16 protein-coding genes and 1 tRNA gene are annotated in these 23,398 nt (G+C 63.1%); 10 read left to right on the forward strand and 7 right to left on the reverse strand.

What is annotated here, in order from left to right; all coding sequences use genetic code 11:
- Positions 1-461: 461 nt before the first annotated feature.
- On the reverse strand, positions 462-1,349 hold the full coding sequence (locus tag RHPLAN_RS09380; RefSeq protein WP_068030913.1) for an N-formylglutamate amidohydrolase: 888 nt from the start codon (positions 1,347-1,349) through the stop codon (positions 462-464).
- Positions 1,350-1,639: 290 nt separating this feature from the next.
- Here RHPLAN_RS09380 and cpdR point away from each other — a divergent pair, with 290 nt between their 5' ends.
- The gene (gene cpdR / locus RHPLAN_RS09385; RefSeq protein WP_157100168.1) at positions 1,640-2,017 is read left to right on the forward strand and encodes a cell cycle two-component system response regulator CpdR; all 378 of its coding nucleotides are present in this window, start codon (positions 1,640-1,642) and stop codon (positions 2,015-2,017) included.
- A gap of 97 nt (positions 2,018-2,114) precedes the next feature.
- A tRNA-Val gene (locus RHPLAN_RS09390) sits at positions 2,115-2,189 on the forward strand.
- A 135-nt stretch (positions 2,190-2,324) separates the two neighbouring features.
- Here the strand turns inward: RHPLAN_RS09390 and RHPLAN_RS09395 are convergent.
- Both RHPLAN_RS09395 and RHPLAN_RS09400 read right to left on the reverse strand, forming a co-directional pair.
- Positions 2,325-2,477 (reverse strand): hypothetical protein, encoded by a 153-nt coding sequence (locus tag RHPLAN_RS09395; protein WP_157100169.1) that lies wholly within the window; start codon positions 2,475-2,477, stop codon positions 2,325-2,327.
- 87 nt (positions 2,478-2,564) lie between these two features.
- Entirely contained in the window at positions 2,565-3,320 is a 756-nt protein-coding gene (locus RHPLAN_RS09400; RefSeq protein ID WP_068016416.1) for an FkbM family methyltransferase, read from the reverse strand.
- A gap of 92 nt (positions 3,321-3,412) precedes the next feature.
- Between RHPLAN_RS09400 and RHPLAN_RS40355 the strand changes: the two genes are divergently transcribed.
- Positions 3,413-3,664 (forward strand): hypothetical protein, encoded by a 252-nt coding sequence (locus tag RHPLAN_RS40355; RefSeq protein WP_157100170.1) that lies wholly within the window; start codon positions 3,413-3,415, stop codon positions 3,662-3,664.
- Positions 3,665-5,398: 1,734 nt separating this feature from the next.
- Here RHPLAN_RS40355 and RHPLAN_RS09405 read toward each other — a convergent pair.
- The gene (locus tag RHPLAN_RS09405; RefSeq protein ID WP_237180092.1) at positions 5,399-5,965 is read right to left on the reverse strand and encodes a TetR/AcrR family transcriptional regulator; all 567 of its coding nucleotides are present in this window, start codon (positions 5,963-5,965) and stop codon (positions 5,399-5,401) included.
- Between the two features lie 194 nt (positions 5,966-6,159).
- Here RHPLAN_RS09405 and RHPLAN_RS09410 point away from each other — a divergent pair, with 194 nt between their 5' ends.
- The 7 genes from RHPLAN_RS09410 to RHPLAN_RS09440 all read left to right on the forward strand — a co-directional run bounded on the left by RHPLAN_RS09410 (position 6,160) and on the right by RHPLAN_RS09440 (position 18,936).
- Positions 6,160-9,321: an efflux RND transporter permease subunit gene (locus RHPLAN_RS09410; RefSeq protein ID WP_068016422.1), complete on the forward strand. Its 3,162-nt coding sequence runs from the start codon at positions 6,160-6,162 to the stop codon at positions 9,319-9,321.
- A gap of 23 nt (positions 9,322-9,344) precedes the next feature.
- A complete protein-coding gene (locus tag RHPLAN_RS09415) occupies positions 9,345-10,484 on the forward strand; it encodes an efflux RND transporter periplasmic adaptor subunit (RefSeq protein ID WP_068016425.1) in 1,140 nt (379 codons plus the stop codon).
- Between the two features lie 511 nt (positions 10,485-10,995).
- On the forward strand, positions 10,996-14,175 hold the full coding sequence (locus RHPLAN_RS09420) for an efflux RND transporter permease subunit (protein ID WP_068016428.1): 3,180 nt from the start codon (positions 10,996-10,998) through the stop codon (positions 14,173-14,175).
- Positions 14,176-14,197: 22 nt separating this feature from the next.
- A complete protein-coding gene (locus tag RHPLAN_RS09425; protein WP_442971825.1) occupies positions 14,198-15,403 on the forward strand; it encodes an efflux RND transporter periplasmic adaptor subunit in 1,206 nt (401 codons plus the stop codon).
- 162 nt (positions 15,404-15,565) lie between these two features.
- Positions 15,566-17,188 (forward strand): GMC family oxidoreductase, encoded by a 1,623-nt coding sequence (locus RHPLAN_RS09430; protein WP_068016431.1) that lies wholly within the window; start codon positions 15,566-15,568, stop codon positions 17,186-17,188.
- Positions 17,189-17,191: 3 nt separating this feature from the next.
- Positions 17,192-18,028 (forward strand): MBL fold metallo-hydrolase, encoded by an 837-nt coding sequence (locus tag RHPLAN_RS09435; protein ID WP_068016433.1) that lies wholly within the window; start codon positions 17,192-17,194, stop codon positions 18,026-18,028.
- A 38-nt stretch (positions 18,029-18,066) separates the two neighbouring features.
- Positions 18,067-18,936: an SDR family oxidoreductase gene (locus RHPLAN_RS09440; protein WP_068016437.1), complete on the forward strand. Its 870-nt coding sequence runs from the start codon at positions 18,067-18,069 to the stop codon at positions 18,934-18,936.
- An 8-nt stretch (positions 18,937-18,944) separates the two neighbouring features.
- On the opposite strand, the gene poxB is transcribed toward RHPLAN_RS09440, so the two are convergent.
- From poxB to RHPLAN_RS09455, 3 genes are all read right to left on the reverse strand, one after another.
- Entirely contained in the window at positions 18,945-20,672 is a 1,728-nt protein-coding gene (gene poxB, locus RHPLAN_RS09445; protein ID WP_068016439.1) for a ubiquinone-dependent pyruvate dehydrogenase, read from the reverse strand.
- Positions 20,673-20,756: 84 nt separating this feature from the next.
- Positions 20,757-21,815, reverse strand: a complete 1,059-nt coding sequence (locus RHPLAN_RS09450) for an LLM class flavin-dependent oxidoreductase (protein ID WP_068016442.1) — start codon at positions 21,813-21,815, stop codon at positions 20,757-20,759.
- A gap of 34 nt (positions 21,816-21,849) precedes the next feature.
- Complete coding sequence (locus RHPLAN_RS09455; RefSeq protein ID WP_084244600.1) at positions 21,850-23,385, reverse strand: MFS transporter; 1,536 nt, start codon at positions 23,383-23,385, stop codon at positions 21,850-21,852.
- Positions 23,386-23,398: the final 13 nt, after the last annotated feature.

A 23,398-nucleotide genomic window follows, 5' to 3' on the forward strand; every position in this document is an offset into this window, starting at 1 on the left:
GTCGCGATCTGGCTGCTCATCACCGATCTCGCCGTGTCTCCTCGGAGCGCGACCACGCCTCTCGAATGGTTGCCACACGAGCTGAATTCTCAGTTCAGTTCTTGGGTCGTGTGGTCATTGAAATGTTGACGTCGGGTGTCGGAGTTTGCCCGCCACAGACCCATCGATGTGTATTCCGGCCCCAGGCGGCGTCCGTCTTTGTTGCCGTCATTGGATATTTTACAAGTAAATACAAATACTTACATACGATATTAGCTCTGCGCTGAGTAATGAACAGATATGTCAAAAATAGGTAAGGAACACTTGCTTTTTGTGCGTCGCGAGAGCATATTTGTGCAGCGCGGCAACGGGCTCTGCCTGTTCCCGCCGCCCTCCTTGGGCGTTTCCTCCCTAGACTTGGGCCGTCGGCTTGCCGACGGCCCTCTTTCTTTTTTGAGGCTCGGTAATCCGAAGGCGCAGCGTTATTCGGCTGCCGCGCGATAGGGACGAAGCTCCTCCAGCGGAATGTCCGCGAGCCGCTCGGCGACAATTTCAAGATCCGCGGCAACGCGGCCGAAGCCTTCGGAGCGCTCGAAGCGTCGCTCGTCCATATAGAGCCCGCGATTGAACTCGATCTGGATCGCGTGCAGGCCCGCGGCCGGATTGCCGTAGTGCTCGGTGATGAAGCCGCCGGCATAAGGCTTGTTGCGGCTCACCGCGTAGCCGCGTGCGCGCAGCGTGGTCTCGACCACCTCCGACACCACGGCGACGCAGCTCGTGCCGTAGCGGTCGCCCAGCACCACATCCGCGCGCGGCCGCTCGTCGCGCGGCCCGGTCGACGACGGCATCGAATGGCAATCCACCAGCATGGCGGCGCCGAACTCGCGATGCACCTTGGTGAACAGCCGGCGCAGCGCGCGATGATACGGCTTATAGAGCGACTCGATCCGGCGCAGAGCGTCGTCGACCGAGATGCGTTGGTCGTAGATTTCCTGCGCATCGCCGACCACGCGCGCGATGGTGCCGAGCCCGCCTGCGACCCGCATCGAACGGGTGTTGGCAAACGACGGCAGCCGGCCTTCGAACATGCGCGGATCGAGCTCGTAGGGCTCGCGATTGACGTCGACATAACAGCGCGGGAAATGCGCCCGCATCAGCGGATAGCCGTGCACCACGACGCCCTGCGCCAGATCGTCGACGAAACTGTCCTCGGAGCGCCGCAACGTCGGCAGATCGAGCCGCGAGCATCTCAGGAATTCGTGTGGATAGACCCGGCCGGAGTGCGGCGAATTGAACAACACGGGCCCGCGCCAATGCTCCGGCTCGATGATCTCGAACGGAGGGTCGAGTTGGTCGTTCAGCGGGCTCATGCGCAGGGACATTCCCGAATGTGCTGGGGCCTATAACCGATCAACATCCGTTCCGTTTCAGCTCTGACGAACGCCATTGTCCATTTCCGCAGCGCTCCTGCCAAGCGCCCTTTTCACCCGTTGTTTACCAGCATCCCGGCAAATGGGAGGAAGGGGCAAATCCAGAATCCATCGAGCCATTCGCCGCGAAAACGGTTGCCGTCCGGCCGTCAAGCTGTGCAAGCTCCCCGGGTCGTAACGAGGTGTTAGCGTCGGCTCCCTATGTTGCCGGCCGAGGGTTGGGCAAGACAATGACACAGATCGATCAGAACGTGAAAATTCTGCTTGCGGAAGACGACACCGATATGCGGCGCTTTCTGGTCAAAGCGCTGCAAAATGCCGGTTTTGACGTCATCTCCTACGACAACGGCATGTCGGCCTATCAGCGGCTGCGCGAGGAACCGTTCCAGCTGCTGCTGACCGATATCGTGATGCCTGAGATGGACGGCATCGAGCTGGCCCGCCGGGCCGCCGAACTCGACCCCGACATCAAGATCATGTTCATCACCGGCTTTGCAGCCGTGGCGCTGAACGCGGATTCGTCCGCGCCCAAGCAGGCCAAGGTGCTGTCCAAGCCGATCCATCTGCGCGACCTCGTCAACGAGGTCCAGAAGATGCTGGCCGCCTGAACGGCTGCCGGCGCCAAAATTAGGCTTTCGAGGCGGGGCGAGGCGCGTCCGGCGGCTTGCCTCCCATCCTCGCAGCCGATATGACCACGCGGCGGATGGGCTCTTAGCTCAGCGGGAGAGCGTCCCCTTGACATGGGGAAGGTCACAGGTTCAATCCCTGTAGAGCCCACCATCTAACCCTGCATTTGCTGGTGTTTGTGAGTGCTGCGCTTCTGCGTGTCGGCACCTTCCGGCAGAACAGTGCATCAACCTGGCGCGGTTCGGGTTGAAGTATCCCTGAAGTCTGATCGCTGTATGTTCCGGTGGATTATCCGACCTTCTTGATGTCGACCACCGGCATGTGGTCCGACAGTCGAGCGGCTTCGGTGACGACTACATGCTCGTAGCAGCGCGCGGACTTTTCTGCTGACCAGCGCGTCTCCAACAGGTCGGAGGTGTCGGCGCCGCCGTAGCGACGCATCCAAGCACCATAGGTGTGCCGGAAGAGGTGGAAAGCTTCGCGGTCTGGCAGCGTCACCCCGGCGCGATGAGCGCCCGCTCAAGGCGGCTAAATACGATACAGACGATCGCGATGAGTGAGCTGCACACACCGGCTAAATCCATGCTCGGCAAGGACAGTGTCCGCAGCCTTGACGTCGCGCACTTCGATGAGAATCGCATCTACGCTGCACCGCGTAAAATCCATACCTCGTAACGCCGCCAGTTCGCCCCCTTCAAGGTCGAGCACCATCAGGTCTATGTGGCGAACATCGTGCTCAGCGAGCAAATCGCTGAGTGTCTTGGCTGGGGCAAGGAAGATTTGCGCCGACAATTTCTTTTCTGATCCTACAAGATACGGATATCCGTCCGCGATCTGCCGCTGATGATTGATCTCGGCTAAAGCCGGGGCGAATGACATGAGGTTGCTGAAGCACATCTCAACGTGACCGCCAGCAAAATCGGGTGGCACCAGCGCGTAATGCTCGACGATGCTGCGAGGTCTGTTCCCCACACACTCGACAAACTTGTGTGGCAACGCCTCAACGAGTATTCCGCTCCAACCGCAATACAATTCGAGGTAGGCTGTGTTGGAAAAGAGCAGCCCGTCGTTGGCGCCAGCTTCGAAGAAGACCCCGCCGCGCTTGTTCCCGAACTCGCGCTTGATCGCCTCGTGTAATCCTTTGTCTGCGAACCGTCTTCGGAATGGTGGGTGCAGCTCCCGCTGCAGTACGCTCCGATACAGCGGTTCGATAGCGGGGAAGCGGTCTATGACTTTGCTATAAAGCGGAATAACTGCGTTCCGGATTCGACTGCGAAAATTCATGCCACGGCAGCATCACCCGCTATACGGGAACTGGCAATAGGCTCAGACGCTGGTGGTGATTTAAGCGATGGCGTTAATCCGTTTGTCGGGGTGTGTCCGACCGCGACGACTCCAACCGCCGCAAGCCGTTCGATCATGCCGACATGAAATTGATCCGCGCCAATCTGCACAAGTTGAGCGCGTACGATCAGTTGCTTGTGCGCGTACTGGCAACGGGTGGGATGAGACGTGGTGAGGCTTTCGCGATAGCCAGCGAACAAACGAAAGCCGTTGCTGCTTCACCATCGTCGGCAGAAAGACCGATCAATCGTTGCGCCGTGTGCCGTTCCCTGCGGACCTTGTGAAGCATCTGCCGAAAAAGATCAGCGGCCCGTTGTTTCCGGCCGTCTCGATACGGCGACCAAGCGGCTCGGCGCATGGTTGCGCGACATTGGAATCACGGACCCGAACAAAGTTCCGATGCACAGCTTTCGGCATCGCGCATAGGATCGTTTGCGCGCCGCCGGTTGTCCCCAAAATATCCGTTGGCAATTGTTAGGCCACGAACGCAAAACCGTTGCGGCTGGATATGGTGACGGCTCGCCAGTGCCGTTGCTCAAAACTTGGATTGACAAAATTGCGTTCTAATCGCCTGAAGGCCACTTTTGTACGATCAATTTATAACCCATAAGGCAGCCTAATTCCGTATTTTACCTGACAACGAACGCAGTGAATTGCGCAACCGACGCTTCCAATAAGCGAACTAGATCGTTACGGTTGTAAGGTTGCCCACGTCCACAACGTGCCGAAGTTGGCGTGCAATTACAGGGCGGCCGATCATTGCCATCGGCAGGCATTTTCTTGGACTCAAGCAATTTTAGACAGCCCGGCGATGAACGCCGGGCGCATTCAGTTGGGGGCCTTGGACCGATGGCTATCACTTAACAGCCCGATTGCTCGCGGCCGATTCGCCATAGCGAGAAACCTCTCATCACTTTTTGGAAAAGAACGTGCAGCACCCGTGCTGACGCGGCTTGGAGAGATTTGCATGCGAACTAGCCTTGCTGCCTTGGTGTTACTGCAACTGATATGTGTCTGCATCCTCGGCAATTCGATCCAGTGCTTTGTGCGACCAAAAGGCATGGATTGAGCCGGAAATTGGATAGATAACCCCTGTTACCCAACGGTAGTTTTCGAAATGATCTTAGCTTGCGTGTCTCTGTTCATTGCATTCGCCGCCGTGCCGCTCGCGCCACTTCTGCAATTGTTGCGATACCTTTGTGGTCGGAATTCCGATTGCGATCCGACTTCATCGCTCTTCCCGCCACTTTCGGACGGAAGCTCAACGGAGCTTGGCGACATGTGTGAAGTCAATGTTCTGGCCTTCGTGCGCGCAGGCGTTGGAGCAGTAGAAGTGCCCATCGTTGCCGTGGACACACCGGCCAAGGAATGGCCTACGGCACGACGGCAGGAAGCAGGAAAGCGGAAAGTCCGCGTCTAAGTGGTGAGAGCGCTTGCGCGGATATTCGTTCTCGGTTGCCGTCATCATTGCGCACGTCCAACGCTTGGCCCGGCTAGGTCGATCGCAAACTTCTGTCTGAACGCGGCGGCGTCGGAAGCCTGCTCGAAGAGGTAGAGGGCGGGTGTCCGATTCAGGACGTAAATCGGACAACTCTTGACGCTTGCGGTTCATCCTTCGAAGGGATCGGCAATTCCGCATATGAGTGCCTGCGGTCACAAACTTTGCACTCAAAGTGGTAGATGGTGTCCTGGCCGCTGACGTGGACCACCACAAGCCACGTCCGCAGTCCGCAGCAAATTGGATACTCAATGTCGATATCGGCCGCTGGCTGTCGCATGCTGTTCAGCCCTTGCGTTTCGGCTTGACTCTTTACAGGATCACGATCCTGTCTTGCGCGTCATTGATCTAGCGCAACCCAGCAAGCGGTTACCGGCGCGGGGCGAGGCAGGGAACGAATGCAAGACCTTTAGCCGGCATATGCCCAGCCTAGCTTTTCGGCGCATGCGCGGCGATCCTACGGGCTCCGGCGCTAACCGGCGGCCTGAGCGCCACAGAGCTGCGGGTTGCGCAGGGTGCGTTATCCGCCCTTGCCCTTGAACGATCGAACCACAGCCGTCGCCATCGCGGCGAAATCCACCGGCTGAGCTTCGCGCCGGCTGGTCTGCCGGGTCACGCGCGCGCCCTCGAACAAGGTCGTGAGGATGTCGGCCAGAAGCTCCGATCGCGCGACACCTGCGCCGCCGCAGACCGTCGCGAGCCAATCGCGGTGCTCGGCCTTGAACTCCGCGATGACGCGATGCGCGGGATGGTCGTCGTCGGCCAGCTCGACGGCAGCGTTGATCAGGTCGCAGCCACGACAGTCCGTGGCAATCACTTCGGTGGCGAGCTCGATCCACTCCTTCAGCTGCGCGCGACGATCGTTCGGATGACGCGCTTCGAGCTCGGCCCAGTATGAACGTGCTTCCGCAATGGCCGTACGGAGGCATTCGACGATCAACTCGTCCTTCGAATCAAAATGACGGTAGAGCGTCATCTTGTTCGTGCCGGCGGCTTCGGCGATCGCATCGACGCCCACACCGCGATACCCCTTCTTGTGAAAGAGGTCCCGGGCGGTTTCCACAATACGGTCACGGGGACGCGTCAAAACCCCATCCGTCATCTTCAAATTGCCTTCCCGGGTTTTCGGGACCTCCCGGACCGATGCATCGCCTTGACAGAGGTGTGACCGGTCTGTAACTGTTACTTACCGGTAACACCCGTAAGGACTCGCCGTCAAGCGGAAAGGGTCGAGCGGGCCGGGGATCACCCAACGTCTCGCTGTTCGGGCCTTCAGAACACATGGTCGGTTTTTTCATTCAGCGTCCGATCTTCGCATCGGCCATCGCAGTGATCATGGTCCTTGCCGGATCGATCTGCTTTTTCCTTTTGCCGATCTCGCAGTTCCCGGACATCACGCCGCCGCAGGTCATCGTGCAGGCGAACTATCCGGGCGCCAGCGCCCAGGTCGTCGCCGACACCGTCACGACTCCGCTTGAGCAGCAGATCAACGGCGTCCAGGGCATGACCTACATGTCGTCGTCGAGCTCGAATGACGGCTCGGCGATGATCACCATCACGTTCGAAGTCGGCTATTCGCTCGATATCGCAGCGGTCGACGTGCAGAACCGTGTCGCGCAGGCGTCGTCCGCGCTGCCTGCGATCGTCAATCAGGCCGGCATCACGATCAAGAAGCAGAATCCGAACTTCGTCCTGATCGTCAATCTCACCTCGCCGGATCATTCCGTCGATCCCGTCGCGCTGTCGAACTATGCCTATCTCCAGATCGCCGATCCGTTGAAGCGCGTTCCCGGCGTCGGCGACGTGCAGTTCTTCGGCGAGCGGCGCTATTCGATGCGCGTCTGGCTCGATCCGGACAAGCTTTCCAATCTCGGCCTCACCGCCGTCGATGTGCAGCAGGCCGTCGCGGAGCAGAACATCCAGGTTGCGGCGGGCAAGATCGGCCAGGCTCCGGCCCCCGCCGGCACGGCTTTCGAGATGCAGGTCAACGCAGTCGGCCGGCTCGCCAATCCCGAGGAGTTTGGCGAGATCGTCGTGCGCTCCGACCCGACCAAGGGATCGGCTGTGCGCTTGAAGGATGTCGCGCGTCTCGAGCTCGGCGCGCTGACATACACGTCGTCGGGTTTCTTCGGTGACGATCCGACCGTGGTGCTCGCCGTATTCCAGGCGGCCAACTCGAACGCCTTGCAGCTCAAGGACAACGTCAAAGCCAAGATGGACGAGTTGGCGAAGCGATTCCCGCCGGGCATCGAATACGCCATGCACTACGACACCACGCGCTTCGTGTCGGCCTCGATGCACGACGTGATGGTCACGTTGTTCGAGGCGCTGATCCTCGTGATTTTCGTCGTCTACATCTTCCTGCAGAGCTGGCGCACGACGCTCATTCCCGTGATCGCGATCCCGGTCTCCCTGATTGCGACTTTGATCGTGATGCGGCTGCTCGGCTTCTCGTTGAACATGCTGAGCCTGCTCGGCATGGTTCTGGCGATCGGCCTCGTGGTCGACGACGCCATCGTCGTGGTCGAGAACGTCGAACGTCAGCTCGAGGCCGGACTGCGCCCGCTCGAGGCCGCCCGCAAGGCCATGAGCGAAGTCACCGGCCCGATCATCGCGACGACCGCGGTGTTGATGGCGGTGTTCATTCCGGTCGCCTTCATCCCGGGCGTCGCGGGCCGGCTGTACAATCAGTTCGCTCTGACGGTGGCGATCTCCGTCGGCATCTCCGCCTTAAATTCGCTGACGCTCAGTCCCGCGCTCAGCGCGGCCTTCCTGCGCCATCGCGGCGAGGTCACGTTCAAACCGTTCGTCTGGTTCAACCGCGGTTTCGGCTGGCTCTCGCATCAATACGCCGAAGGCGTGCGCCACCTCATCGGGTGGTGGAAGCCGATCATCGTGGTGTTCGTGGTGGCGCTTGGCGCGACCTATTGGATCTCGACGCGCATCCCGTCGACCTTCCTGCCGGTCGAGGACCAGGGCTATTTCTTCGTCGTCATCCAGATGCCGGACGGCTCGTCGCTTCAGCGCACCGACGAATTCGCCAAGAAGGTTCGCGGCATCCTGCAGGAGACACCCGGCGTCGACATCGTCGGCTCCATCACCGGCTTCAACTTCCTGACCTATGCGGCGCAGTCGAACTCCGCGGTGGAGTTCGCCATCCTGAAGCCCTGGGACGAGCGGCCGCCGGAGCAGAGCGCGCCCAATCTGGTCAACGCGCTGCGAGGCAAACTTTTGTCGCTGCCGGAAGGCATCGCGCTCAGCTTCGACCCGCCGTCCATCCCTGGCATGGGCTCGACCGGCGGCTTCGAGTTTCAGGTCGAGGATCTGAGCGGCCGCGGCCCCAATGCGCTGAACGAGGCGTTGCAGGCGGTGCTCGCCGAGGCGCGCAAGCAGCCGCAGCTTGCGAGCCACGGTCTGTTCTCGCCGTTCTCGAATTCGACGCCGCAATTCAAATACGACCTGGATCGTAACAAGGCGAAGCTCTTGGGCCTCAACCTCCCGGACATCTTCAACACGCTGCAGATCTATCTCGGCTCGCTCTATGTGAACGACTTCAACCTGTTCGGCCGCAATTTCCGGGTGACGATGCAGGCCGAGAAGGACGCGCGCAGTTCCGAGAACGACATTTCCAAGCTCTATGTCCGCAACTCGGCGGGCGGCATGGTGCCGCTGTCGACGCTGGGCTCGCTGAAACCCATCGTCGGGCCGGAAACGGTGTCGCATTACAACAACTACGCCTCCGCGGTGATCAACGGCACGCCGGCTCCGGGCTTCAGCTCGGGGCAGGCCATCGCTGCCATGGAGCGCGCGGCCGCGATCGCGCTGCCGCGCGACTTCAGCTTCGAGTGGACCGGCATCACGTTCCAGGAGCTCAAAGCCGGCTCGATCGCCACCGTCGTGTTCGCGCTCGCCATCGTGTTCGTGTTCCTCATCCTGGCGGCGCAGTATGAAAGCTGGTCGATGCCATTCATGGTGCTGCTCGCCGTGCCGCTGGCGCTGTTCGGTGCGCTGGCCGCGCTCTGGATCAGGGGGCTGCAGATCGACGTCTATTCGCAGATCGGCTTCGTCATGCTGATCGGACTAGCGGCGAAGAACGCGATTCTGATCGTCGAATTCGCCAAGCATCTGCGCGAAAGCGGCATGGGCATCGTCGAAGCCGCCATGGAGGCGGGCCGGCTCCGTCTGCGCCCGATCCTGATGACGGCCTTCGCCTTCATCCTCGGCGTGGTGCCGCTGATGCTGGCGACCGGCGCAGGTGCTGCGAGCCGGCAGTCGATCGGCACCACCGTGTTCGGCGGCATGCTGGCCGCAACGGTCCTGACGCTGCTGATGGTGCCGGTGTTCTACGCCCTGATCGAGCGGGCGCGCGAGGCGCGCGAAACCCGCTCGGGATCACCACATGACGGTCACACGCCGCGGCTTGGCGCAGAGCCAGCCGAATAGGCGACGGAATGGGAATAGCGGAAATGAAAACGTGGAAATTAGCGCTGAGCGGCGTCGCGGCGGTGGCTGTTGTCGGGGTCGTCTACATGCTGATGCGCCCTGACCATGGGAGCAAGGCGGCCGCGCCGCAGATGCAGGCGATGCCGGTGCCGGTGGCCGACGTCGAGAAGAAGACCATACCGATCTATCTCGACTACTCCGCCCGGACCGAGTCGATCCGCAACGTCGCGCTTCAGGCCAAAATCGCGGGCTACGTGCAGGAGCAGCCGGTCGCCGATGGGGCAGACGTCCAGCGTGACGCGCTGCTGTATCGCATCGACCCGCGCGACTACCAGGCCGCCCTCGATCAGGCGAAAGCGCAGCTCCAGCGCGACATCGCCGCGCTCGAATACGCCACCGTGCTGGCACAGCGCGGCGTCGAGCTGAGCAAGACCGGCGCCATCCCCAAGGACACGGTCGATCAACGCAACAGCGCGATGAAGCAAAACGAGGCCACGGTCGCCGCCGATAAGGCTGCGGTGCAGCAGGCCGAGAACAATCTGGCCTACACGGAAATCCGCGCGCCGTTCGCCGGCCGCGTCGGCCGCAACAAGGCGCCGGTGGGCACGCTGATCAATGGCGCGGGCACGCCACTGAACACCATCGTGCAGCTCGATCCGATCTACGTCACGTTCAACCCGAGCGAGACGGAACTGGCGCAGATTCAGAAAGCACGCAACGGCGGGCGGGTCGGCGTCGAGATCACGCTGCCCGGCGAGAGCCAGGCGGGTCACTCGGGCGAGCTGACGTTCATCGACAACACGGTCGATCCGTCCACCGGCACGATCACGGCGCGTGCGACCATCCAGAACAAGGACTTCAGCATGTTGCCGGGGCAGTACGTGCGCGCCCGCGTGCTGATCCGCGAGCAGCCCGACACGCTCATGGTGCCCCAGGTGGCCGTGGGCTCAAGTCAGCTCGGCAAATACCTTTATGTCGTCGGCGCCGGCAGCAAGGTGGAGATGCGTCCGGTCAAGCTCGGCCCGGTCGACGGCGAGAAGATCGCCGTTCTCACCGGCATCCAGGCCGGCGACAAAGTCATCACCGGCAACCTGCAGAAGATCGGCCCTGGCCTTCAGGTCGCGCCGCAGACACAGCAGCGTGAGGCGAACGCAGGAAACTGACTGCGAAGAAACTGAACGCAAAATGGGCGCGGCCGGATTCTCGCCGCGCCCATTGCTCTATTGTGTATCCGTTGCTCGATCCTTGAGCGGATCACGGTGCTTGAGCGCCGCGCGAGGACCTTCCGGCCGCCGCCGAAGACTTTCGGCGCATGAACGGGAACCGCGGCGCTCAGCTCCCCACAATCAGTACTTGAAAACGGACATTCTGGTTTGAATGCCCAATGCAATGGGCGTGTATGCGGTCCTTGGTATTCACGCGCCAGCATGGCGCTCGCGTTCCGATGCGTTGTGAGGGCAGATTTTTTCCAGCGAAATGCATGTCTGATCTGACTTGACGCCATGGCGGTCACTTGCACGTGAGTCCGCGTGGACGAACCGCTTGGAATCCGACATTCTGCCTCTAGTTTTGCGGTGCAGCATCAACCGCCGATTGCGGTATGCTGTCACCGGCCGCGGAGGCGACGCGGTAACGTTTCGGGCTGAAAAGCTCCAATTCGGGAATGCGGGACAGATGGTCAATCTCGTCCGGATCGCGTTGACGCGACCCTATACGTTCGTTGTGCTCGCACTTCTGGTTATGATCATTGGTCCGCTGGCAGCGCTGCGCACGCCGGTCGACATCTTTCCTGATATCCGCATCCCGGTGATCGCCGCGATCTGGCAATACACCGGCCTGCCGCCGGACCAGATGGCCGGCCGCATGACCACGTCGTTCGAGCGCACGTTGACCACGACCGTCAACGACATCGAGCACATCGAGGCCACCTCCTATAACGGTCTCAGCGTCACCAAGATCTTCTTCCAGCCCAATGTCGACATCCGCATCGCGAATGCGCAGGTCACCGCGGTCTCGCAGACGCTGCTGAAGCAGATGCCGGCGGGCGCCACGCCGCCGCTGATCCTGAATTACAGCGCTTCGACCGTGCCGATCATCCAGCTTGCGCTGTCCGGGCAGGGCCTGTCCGAGCAGCAGCTGCAGGACACCGCGCTGAACGTCGTGCGCACGCCGCTGGTCACTGTGCCGGGCGCTGCGATTCCCTATCCTTACGGCGGCAAGTCGCGGCAGGTGCAGATCGATCTCGATTCGACGGCGATGCAGGCGCGCGGGCTGTCGGGCCAGGACGTTGCCAATGCGCTCGCAGCGCAAAATCTGATCACGCCGGTCGGAACGCAGAAGATCGGAACCTTCGAATACGCGATCCAACTCAACAACGCGCCGTCGCTGATCGATCAGCTCGGCGACCTGCCGATCAAGACCGTCAACGGCGCGATGGTTTACATCCGCGATGTGGCCCATGTCCGCGACGGCAATCCGCCGCAGACCAACATCGTGCATGTCGACGGCGCCCGCTCGGTGCTGATGGTGGTGCTGAAAGCCGGTGCGATTTCGACGCTGGACATCATCGCCGGCATCAAGACCCAGGTCGAGCAGCTCAAGAGCATCCTGCCGAGCAACCTGACCATCACCCAGATCGGCGATCAGTCGCTGTTCGTCAGCGCTGCGGTCAGCGGCGTGATCCGCGAAGGCGTGATCGCTGCGGCGCTGACCAGCATCATGATCCTGATCTTTCTTGGCAGTTGGCGCTCGACCGTCATCATCGCGACCTCGATTCCGTTGTCGATCCTGGGATCGGTTGCCACGCTGTGGGCGCTCGGCGAAACCCTCAACATCATGACGCTCGGCGGTCTCGCGCTTGCCGTCGGCATCCTGGTCGACGACGCCACAGTGACGATCGAGAACATCAACTGGCATCTCGAGCAAGGCAAGGAGGTGGAGACCTCCATCCTGGACGGCGCGGAGCAGATCGTGACTCCGGCCTTCGTGTCGCTGCTCTGCATCTGCATCGTGTTCGTGCCGATGTTCTTCCTCCAGGGCGTGGCGCGCTTCCTGTTCGTGCCGATGGCCGAAGCCGTGATGTCGGCGATGGTCTGCTCGTTCATCTTGTCGCGCACGCTCGTGCCGACACTGGCGAACTATCTGCTGCACAAGCACGAAGTCCATGACGGCCACGCGGCGCCCTCGCGCAATCCGCTGGTGCGCTTCCAGCGCGGCTTCGAACGCTCCTTCGAGCGGATTCGCGCCGGCTACAAGGATCTGCTGAGCCTGGCGCTGCACCATCGCGCTGTGTTCGTGATCGGCTTCCTGGTTTTCGTGTTCGGCTCGTTCGCACTGGTGCCGTTTCTCGGCCGCGACTTCTTCCCGACGGTCGACGCCGGCCAGATCCTGATGCATGTCCGCACCCAGGTCGGCACCCGCGTGGAAGAGAGCGCCAATCAGTTCGCCGAAATCCAGAAAGCCATCCGGCAGGTGATCCCGCCGGAGGAGCTGAGCACCGTGGTCGACAATATCGGCTTCCCGGTGAGCGGCATCAACGTCACTTACAACGCGACCGGCACCATCGGCGCCCAGGACGGCGACATCCAGATCAAGCTCAGCGAAGACCACAAGCCGACCGCCGATTATGTCCGTGCGCTCCGCGAGGAACTGCCGCGCCGCTTCCCTGGCGTCACGTTCTCGTTCCTGCCGGCGGACATCATCAGCCAGATCCTCAACTTCGGCGCGCCGGCGCCGATCGATCTGCAGATCCGCGGACCCAATGTCACGGCCAACATGGCTTATGCGCAGGACCTGCTGCGCAGGCTTCGCCACGTCCCGGGCCTGGTTGACGCCCGCATCCAGCAATCGCTGCAGAGCCCGGGCTTCAATGTCGATATCGATCGCACCCGCGCGCAGTATGTCGGCGTCACCACGCGTGACGTCACCAACAGTCTCGTCGTCAACCTCGCGGGCTCCAGCCAGGTCGCCCCGACCTACTGGCTGAATCCGGACAACGGCGTGTCCTATCCGATCGTGATGCAGACTCCGCAGTATCAGATCGACACGCTGACGCAGTTGAAGAGTCTGCCGATCACCGCGGCGGGCGCTGCGCAGCCTCAAATTCTCGGCGCCATCGCGGATATCACGCGCGCGCCGCGGAACGCCGTGGTGTCGCAGTACAACATCCAATCCATGGTGCAGATCTACGCGACCACGCAGGATCGCGATCTTGGCGCGGTGGCGACCGAGGTGCAGAAGATCGTCAACGACACCGCCGCGAGCGTGCCGAAAGGCTCGCAGGTCGTACTGCTCGGCCAGGTGCGCACGATGAACAGCGCCTTCAGTGGCTTGCTGTTCGGCCTCGTCGGCGCCGTGGTGCTGATCTACCTGCTGATTGTCGTCAACTTCCAGTCCTGGGGCGATCCCTTCGTGATCGTCACGGCCTTGCCCGCCGCGGTCGCCGGCATCATCTGGATGCTGTTCGGCACCGGCACGACGCTGTCGGTTCCGGCGCTGACCGGCGCCATCATGTGCATGGGCGTCGCCACCGCCAACAGCGTGCTGGTCATCAGCTTCGCCCGCGAGCGGCTCGCCGAACTCGGCAATTCGGTCGAAGCCGCGCTTGACGCGGGCTTCGTCCGGTTCCGCCCGGTGTTGATGACGGCGCTCGCCATGATCATCGGCATGGCGCCGATGGCGCTGGGGCTCGGCGAAGGCGGCGAGCAGAACGCGCCGCTCGGCCGCGCCGTCGTCGGCGGCCTGATCTTTGCAACGTTTGCCACATTGATGTTCGTGCCGGTGGTTTTCAGCATGCTGCACGAACGGGACGGGAAAGTTACCATGCCTGCTGCTGGGGTACCGAATGTCGCCTGAGGAAACCACTGAGCCCAAGATCTTGGAGCCAAAGATCTCTGAGCCCAAAACCTCCCGGCGCGGATTGCGCTTGGCGGGTTTTGCCGCCGCTGCAATCGCCGTGGTCGTCGTTGTTGTCGGCATCACCAGCCGCAAGGTGGCCGACGCCAAGCTCAGCCAATGGACGGCAGACCAGGCCGTGCCGGTGGTGGCCGTGGCATCGCCAGACACCCGCGGTCGCGTAACCGCGATCGACCTGCCAGGGCGGCTCGAGGCCTATTCGCAGGCGCAGATCTTCGCTCGCGTCAGCGGCTACATCAAAAGCTGGGACGCCGACATCGGCACGCCGGTCAAGACCGGGCAATTGCTGGCCGAAATCGACGCGCCCGATCTCGATCAGCAGATCATGCAGGCTCAGGCCGATCTTGCCAGTGCGCAGGCCAACGCGCTGTTGTCCAAGACGACACTGGATCGAGGTCAGTCACTGATCCCGTCCGGCGCCATCTCGCGGCAGGATCTCGATCAGCGCACCGCCGATGCCGGCAACAAGCAGGGGCTGGTCAAGTCGCAGCAGGCCAATCTCGATCGCCTGCGCGTGCTGGAGAAATACAAGCGCATCGAAGCGCCGTTCGACGGGCTGGTGACAGCGCGCGCGACCGACGTCGGCTCGCTGATCAACGCCGGATCGGGCGGCGGTCCCGCGCTGTTCGTTGTCTCGGATGTCTCCAAGCTCCGCGTCTACGTCAACGTGCCGCAGAACTACGTGCCAGGCATCAAGATCGGCACCAAAGCGAGGCTCTCGGTGCCGGAATATCCGGGGCGGAATTTCACCGCGACGGTGGAAGCTTCTGCACAGGCTGTCGATGTGGCCTCCGGTACGACCCGGATGCAGCTGATTGTCGACAACTCCAACGGCGAGTTGATGACCGGCGCCTTTGCCAATGTGCGCCTGGAGCTCGCAGGTCCGAGCAGCGTCGTCAACATTCCGGCGAGCGCGCTGATCTTCGATCAGAACGGCCTCCGGGTCGCGACGGTCAGCGCCGACGGCCGCGTCGCGCTCAAGACGGTGACGATCTCGCGCGATCTCGGCAAGGATCTCGAGATTGCCACCGGCCTCGACGTCAACGACCGTGTCATCACCACGCCGCCCGACGGCATCGCACCGGGCGATCAGGTGCGCATCGCAGGCGAGTCGAAGCCAGGCGCGCCCGAGACCGCGTCCAACAAGCGCAACCCGGACAAGGGATAAGCCAGCGCACTGCGGAATCCGCCGACCCGGCAAATCATCGCTGCGTTGCGGCGCGACGCCTTGACCGTCTCAACACAGCCCTCAACAATCGAGGCAATGTGTTAAATTCGCTGCGCGGCCGCAGACCATTCGGTCAACGTCCGCGCAGGACAAGGCGGATCAATGCCCCCCGTTTCACGCTTCGACTACATCATCATCGGCGGCGGCTCCGCGGGCTGCGTGCTGGCCAACCGCCTGTCCGAAGATCCGCACACCCGCGTGCTGCTGCTCGAAGCCGGCGGCCGTGACGCCAACCCGCTGATCCACATCCCGATCGGGCTCGGCAAGCTGCACGAATACAAGATGCACGACTGGGGCTATCAGGGGGAGCCGGACCCGAACCTCAACGGCCGCGGCGTTGAGGAGATGCGCGGCAAGGTGCTGGGCGGCTCGTCGTCGATCAACGTGATGGCGTTCACGCGCGGCGATCCCGCGGACTATGACCGCTGGGCGCAAAAGGGCGCGCGCGGCTGGTCCTATGACGACGTGCTGCCGTACTTCAAGCGCGTCGAGAACTGGCAGGACGGCGAAAGCGAATTCCGCGGCACCGGCGGCAACATTGGCGTCCAATGGGCCAAGACCAAGGACCCGATGTTCACCGCGTGGATCGAGTCGGCACGGCTGGCGGGCCTGCCGGTCACCGACGACTACAACGGCAGCTCGGCGGTGGGGTTCGGCCGGAGCCAGTATTCGATCCAGAACGGCAAGCGCTGCTCGGCCGCGGTCGGCTATCTGCATCCGGCGATGAAGCGGAAGAACCTTTCGGTCGAGGTGCGCGCGCTGGTCGGCCGCATCACGCTCGAGGGCAAGCGCGCCACCGGTGTCGAATACGAGCATGGCGGGCAGCGACTGCGCGCCACCGCGGCGCGTGAGGTGATCTTGTGCGGCGGTGCGTTCAACTCGCCGCAGGTTCTGATGCTGTCCGGCATCGGTCCGGCCGATCATCTGAGCGCACTTGGCATCGATCCGGTGGTCGATCTGCCGGTCGGCAAGAATCTTCAGGACCACCTCGCGGTGCTGATGATGTATTCGCGCCCCGACGGCAGCGAGTTCCGCGAAGGCATGCGGTTCGACCGCATGGCGCTTTCGATGCTGCGCGGCCACTTCTTCGGCACCGGCCCCGCCACCGTCGTGCCCGGCGGTTTGCACGCCTTCATCAAGACGCGGCCGGAACTGTCGGTGCCCGATATCGAGTTCATGTTCCGCGGCGCTCCGCCGGGAGCCGAGCTGTGGTTCCCGGGCTGGCGCAAGCCTTACGCGGACGGCTACGGCATCCGTCCAGCGCTGCTGCATCCTGACAGCCGCGGCGAGGTGCTGCTGCGCTCTTCGAAACCCGACGACAAGGTGCGGATCGTCACCAATTTCTTCTCCGCGCCGAACGATCTGCCGACCCTGCGTCAGGGTTTCAAGATCGCCCGCGAGGTGGCGGCGCAGGCGCCATTGAAGGCCTTCAGCGGCGGGGAGCTTACGCCCGGGCCCAACGTCAAGACCGACGCCGAGATCGACAACTGGATCAGGAACGTCGCGGCCACGGCCAACCATCCGGCCTCGACGTGTCCGATGGGCATCGGGCCGGGCTCGGTGCTCGATCCGCAGTTCCGCGTCCACGGCATCGATCAGCTTCGCGTCGTCGATGCCTCGGCAATGCCCGATCTCGTTTCCGCGCACATCAACGCCTGCGTGCTGATGATGGCCGAGAAGGCGTCGGACCTCATTCGTGGCAAGCCCGTGCTGGCGGCGGCTTGAGTGATGAACGCCGGTCCTTTGCCGACGATCACGGTTGGTGACTTCAGCGTGGCCGCGGTGTCCGACGGTGTGCTCTACAGCACATCCGATGTCATTCTCGGCATCGATAAGGCTGAAAGCGAGCGGCTGACTGGCGTCAAGCAGGGCGAGCGCTTGCCGCTCGATGTGAACTGCTTCCTGATCCGCCATGGCGATAGGCTGATGCTCAGTGACGCGGGATCCGGCCTCGATATGCAGCCGACGCTCGGCACATTGCCGCAGAACTTGCGCTCGATCGGCGTCGCGCCGGAAAAGATCGACACCGTCCTGCTGACGCATTTTCATCCGGACCATTCCCTCGGCCTCGTGGACCGGGAAGGCCGGCCGGTGTTTCCGAACGCCGAGATCATCGCCCATGAGGTCGAGGTGGCGTTCTGGCTCGACCGCGAGCCGCGGCCCGACGACTCCGAGCGCGTGCAAAGAGGCACCAGACAGCAGCGCCAGGTGATGGCGCCGTATCGCGACCGCATCCGCCGCATCAAGGACGGCGAGGTGCTGCCGGGCATCACCGCGACGATGAGGCCCGGACACACGCCGGGTCATACCAACTATCTGATCCAATCGAAGGGCGAGCGCCTTCTGATCTGGGGCGACATCGTGCATCTGGCGGCGGTGCAACTGGTGCGGCCCGACGCCACGCTGGTGTTCGACGTCGATCCGGATGTGGCGAGAGCGACTCGTCAGGCTGTTCTCGAGTGGGTCGCCGCCGAAAAGGTTATAGTGGCCGGCGCGCATCTGCCGGCGCCGGGCTTCTGCCGGCTCTCTCGCGACGGTAGCCGGTTTGTGATCGAAGCCGCCTAGCACACTCGGTTTCAACAGCAGCAGAGAAGCAAGTCAGCATGACCATATTGGTGATCGGCGCATCGGGCGCGATAGGTCTCCCCACCATTCGCCATCTCGTCAAACGCGGCGCCAAAGTGCGCGCGCTAAGCTCGAAGGAAAGCTCGGCCGCGAACCTCAAGTCGCTCGGAGTCGCCGAGACGGTGATCGGTGACCTGACAAATGATGCCGACGTGAAGCGCGCCTTTGCGGGCATCACGTCGGTCATGCACATCCCGCCGCGCTTCCGTGAGGACGAGGCCCAGATCGGCATGCGCGTGCTCAAGGCCGCGGTCGAGGCCAAGGTCGGGCACTTCGTGTTCAGCTCGGTGTTCCATCCGCAGATGCGCGACATGGATCACCACTTCAGCAAGCTCGTGGTCGAGGAGGCGCTGATCGATTCCGGGCTGTCGTTCACGATCCTGCAGCCCGCGATGTTCATGCAGAACATCCGCCTGGAATGGCCGGGCATCCGCGACCGCGGCGTCTACCTGCGGCCCTATTCGCCGGACCAGCGCATGGCGCTGATCGACACCGAGGACTACGGCGAGGCGGCGGCGCGTGTGCTCACCGAGCCCGGCTATCGCGGCGGAATCTTCGAGCTCGCCGGCCCCGATCAGCTCACCACCGCCGAGATGGCGGCTGTGATCGCGGAGGAGTGGGGCAAGCCGGTGCGCGCCGAGAAGCGCTCGCTCGACGAATGGAAGGCCTGGGCCAAGGCGCAAAACTGGACCCCGTGGTCGATCGAGGCTTATGCGAAGATGTGCCATCACTACGACGAACACGGCTATGCGGGTGGCAATCCGCTGGTGCTGTCGGCCGTGCTTGGCCGCGCGCCGGGCGGTTATCGTGCGTTCATTAACCGCTTCCTCGCGCAGCAAAAGGCCTGAGGCCTGGTCTATCGGTAGAGGTTCGCCTCGGCGAGTTCGACCAGTTCGTCCATCCGGCCGTTCAGAACGGCGCGCAGCATGTAGAGGGTGAAGCCCTTCGCCATCTCGGTCGTGATCTTCGGCGGCATCGTCAACTCCATGCGATTGACGACGGCGTTGACGACCACAGGACCGGGATGGGCCAGGGCTTCTGCCACCTTGGATTCGACGTCCGCGGGGTCGTCGATGCGGATGCCCTTGATTCCCACGGCCTCCGCCATCCTGGCGAAATCCGGATTGTCGAGCTCCGTCCCGGTCGGCAGGAAGCCGGTGGACTTTTGCTCGAGTTCGATGAAGCCCAGCGTTCCGTTGTTGAACACGACGACCTTCACCGGCAGGTCGAGCTGCTTCAGGCTCAACAGGTCCCCCATCAGCATCGTGAAGCCGCCGTCGCCGGACAGCGAGATCACCTGACGCCCGGGCGCCGCGGCCTGTACCCCTATGGCCTGGCACATCGCGTTGGCCATCGAGCCGTGCCAGAACGAGCCGATCAGCCGCCGCCCCGGCTTCATCGTCACATGGCGGGCCGCCCAGACGGTCGGCAGTCCGACGTCACAGGTGAAGATCGCATCGGGCTTCGCGAGATCGCTGAATGCTTTCGCGACGTGCTGCGGGTGGACGCGGCCGCCGGGCGTTCCGGTCGCCAGCGCATCGAGCGACGCGCGCGCCTTCTTGTAGTGGTCGCGCGCCCGGTCGAGATGCGCGGCGTCGGTTTTCGCGGTCAGCTTCGGCAGCAGCGCCGAAAGTGTCTGCCGGACGTCGCCGACAATGCCGAGCTCGACGCGCGCTCTGCGCCCGATCGCCTCCGGACGGAGGTCGATTTGCGCGATGCGCGCCTTGTCCGGGAAGAACTGCCGGTAGGGGAAATCGGTGCCGAGCATCAGCAGCACATCGCAGTCCATCATGGCGTAGTAGCCGGACGAGAAGCCGATCAACCCGGTCATACCGACATCGTACGGGTTGTCGGCCTCGACGAACTCCTTGCCGCGCAGCGCATGGACGGTGGGTGACTTCAGCTTTTCTGCGACTGCCAGAAGCTCGGTGCGGGCGCCGGCGCAACCCGAGCCGCACAGCAGAGTCACGCGCCGCCCCGAATTCAGCATCGCGGCCAGTTGATCGACGGCGGCATCGGCCGGGCGGATGACCGGCTGCGCTGGAATAAGCGAGCCCACGGGTGCGCCCGGCACCTCTGGCGCCTCACGCAACGCGACGTCGCCTGGAATGACGATGACGCAGACGCAGCGCTCGCTGATGGCCCGGCGGACCGCGATCTCGAGCACGCGCGGCATCTGCGAGGGGGTCGACACCAACTCGCAATAGGAGCTGCACTCTTTGAAAAGTTGCTCCGGATGGGTTTCCTGGAAATAGCTCGATCCAAGCTCCGCCGAAGGGATGTGCGCCGCGATGGCAACGACCGGCAGCCGCGAGCGATGACAATCGAACAGACCGTTGATCAGATGCAGGTTGCCGGGCCCGCAACTGCCGGCACAAACCGCGAGTTCACCGGTGATGTGCGCGTCGCCGGCGGCCGCGAATGCCGCGGCTTCCTCGTGGCGGACATGCAGCCATTGAATGCCGCCATGGCGGCGTAGCGCATCGGTGAAGCCGTTGAGGCTGTCGCCGACGATGCCGTAGATGCGCTTGACCCCCGCCGTGGCCAGGGTTTCGACCATCATGTCGGCGACCGTGCGTGCCATCAGCTTCTCCTGACCTGTCAGCCCCGACCGTTCATTGTCGCGCCGTCAGTCAGGCCGGCAGCGGTAAAGCCGCACCGGCGTGGATCAAAGGCCCGTCACCTTGGGCAGCACCTCGGCCGAGAACAGCCGCAGCGAGCGTTCGGCTTTGTCGACCGGCATGTTGCCCGGCGTGAAGTGCAGCGACATGCTGTCAATGCCGCCGACCTTGTCGTTGTAGCTCTTGATCATGTCGACAATCTCGGCAGGCGAACCGATGAAGGCGCTGCCGGCCTCGATCTGCCGCTCGGCGGTGTCGCTCGACACATGGGCAATGAGCTTGTCGTAGCCCGGGTAGTCCTTGGTGCTCGCTCCCGCGAGCCATTCCTTCGCGGCATCGGCGAGCCCCTTCAGGTGCTGGTTGCATGGGCCAAGTCCCGCCGCCATGGCCTCGTCCCGCGTCGGTGCGCAGCACATGAAGAAGGTGTTCATGACGTGGCCGTTGCCGGGATGCCCCGCCTTCCGCCACGCCTCCCGATAGGTGCCGATCAGGCTCCGCATCTTTTCCGGCTCGAGCGGGATCGCCATCACGTTGCAGCCGTTGGCGCCGGCGAAGGCGAAGGTCTCGGGCGTGGTGGTCGCGGCGATCCAGAACGGCGGATGCGGTCTCTGCATCGGCCGCGGCAGCGACGTCACGTTGGTGAAGCTGTTGAACTCGCCTTTCGACGAGACCTTCTCGCCTTTCAGCAGCATCGTGATCTGCGCGAGGCCTTCGGTGAAGCGCTTGCGGCTCTCGTCGAGGCTCACGCCGAACTGAGTGAACTCGTGGGGCAGGAAGGCCCGCGCGAAGCCGACTTCGACCCGGCCGTTGCTGATGCCGTCCAGCATGCCGATCTCGCCGGCAAGCTTCAGCGGCTTGTTGAAGGCCGGCAGCACCGCGCCGGTGATGAGCCTGGTCTTCTTGGTGACCATCGCGGCCGCGGTGAGGAAGATCAGCGGATTGGGGCTGTAGCCGCCGTAGGGATGGAAATAGTGCTCGACCTGGCGGATGTGGGTGTAGCCCAGCTCGTCCGTGAGGCTGCACAGATGCATGGCCTCGCGGAAATACTGCTCACCCGATTTCTGCTCCGGCCCGACGCAGGGAAAGAAGTTCAACCCAAATTGCACGGCGTGACACTCCCGGCACTCAACGCTTCTTTGTTCAGCGCTTGACCGTGGGATGCCGCACGGCCTTGCGTCCGAACAGCATAATGGCGCCGACCGGAATGACCAGACCCAGCACGATGGCCCATATCAGCAGCGGGCCGAGTTCGCCATACTGGCCGCGGCCGACCACGAACACGTCGTTGAGGTACTTGGTCTGCAATTGCCCCGCGACCAGCGCCAGATTCATCAGCGAGGCCATCAGCGCGAACCAGGTCGCGCGATGGCCGGGCGGCGCGTAATAGGCCACGAGCGTCAGCAGCGGCACCATGCTGAGCTGCGCGAACGGCGAGGACGCCGCCGCGTCGACGAAGGCGATGCTGCGGGCGCCGAAGCCGAAGTTCGCCTCGGTCCAGTGGTGCACGCCATAGACCAGCGCGAGGTTGGGCAGCGCCAGCACCGTGCTCGCCACAGCGATCCAGAGCAGCGTGCGGTTGACCGAGCATTCGGTGAGCTGCCGGCTGAAGAACCACATCACCGCGATGGAGAGGATCGCACCGGTCTGTCGCAGCGTGCCGTAGAAGGCCGCATCAAAATTCAGGTCGTCGAGCGTCCACCAAAAGAAGCCGTCGCCAACCGAAGGCGTGGCGCGGAACGCGAACACGATCATGGTGGCAAAGAGAATGCCCATCCGCGTGTTGTGGTCGAGCTCGGCGGTCACCAGCATGAGCATGTAACAGACGACGCCCATCGAGATCAGGAAGATGATCTCCTGGCTGAACGGAATGCCGCCCACGCCGAGCGCCATCACCACGACGCCGAAGGCGATGCCGCCGCCGAGGATGCGCCAGTCGATCGGCCGTCGCTCGGCGGTCTCGGTGCCGCGCAGGAACACGCCAGCCACCGAAATGGCGGGGATGATCAGGCCGATGAAAAACACCGCTTGCCGCGACATCAGGTCGGCGAGCCAGCCCGAAAGGCCGGCCACCGCGAGGATGCCGATGGAGACCGCGAGCCGTCCGAGCACCTGCACCATGCCGAGCTCGGTGCGCACCACATTGTCCGGCCTCTCGTTGCCTTTGGCGTCGATGCGGGCCACGACCTCGGTCGACATGGCGTCGGCAACCACGTCTTGTACGACGGTGCCGACCGCCATCAACATCGCTCCCGTGATATAGAGACGCTCCGGGGTAGTGAACGTGAGCCATTGGCCCGCGGCGCCGGCGAGGATCACGAGGCCCGCGGCCATGAACGCTGCGCCGATCAGCACGTATGCCTTCCGCTGCGAGCCGAAGATCGGCACGGTGTCGACGAGTTCGCCGAACACCATCTTCACGGTCCATGGCAGCATCAGCCACACCGCGATGCCGGCAAGGTCCGATGGCGTCAGCGCCAGGCTTTCCTTGATCCAGAGGTCGCGGGTGACGTCGATCAGGCCCAGCGCCCCATAGGCGAAATACACCATCACAACCGGCACATAGGCCAGCCGGAACGCCCGGATCGGGCGCAGAATAGGGTCGAGCCAGGCCGCCTCGGTCGTGGGCTCGGTCTTGTTGGCCGGTATGTCGCCCGCGGTCTTGGTGGTGTCTGTCATGCAGGAGGATCGA

The sequence above is a fragment of the Rhodoplanes sp. Z2-YC6860 genome (genome assembly GCF_001579845.1).
Lineage (GTDB): Bacteria > Pseudomonadota > Alphaproteobacteria > Rhizobiales > Xanthobacteraceae > Z2-YC6860.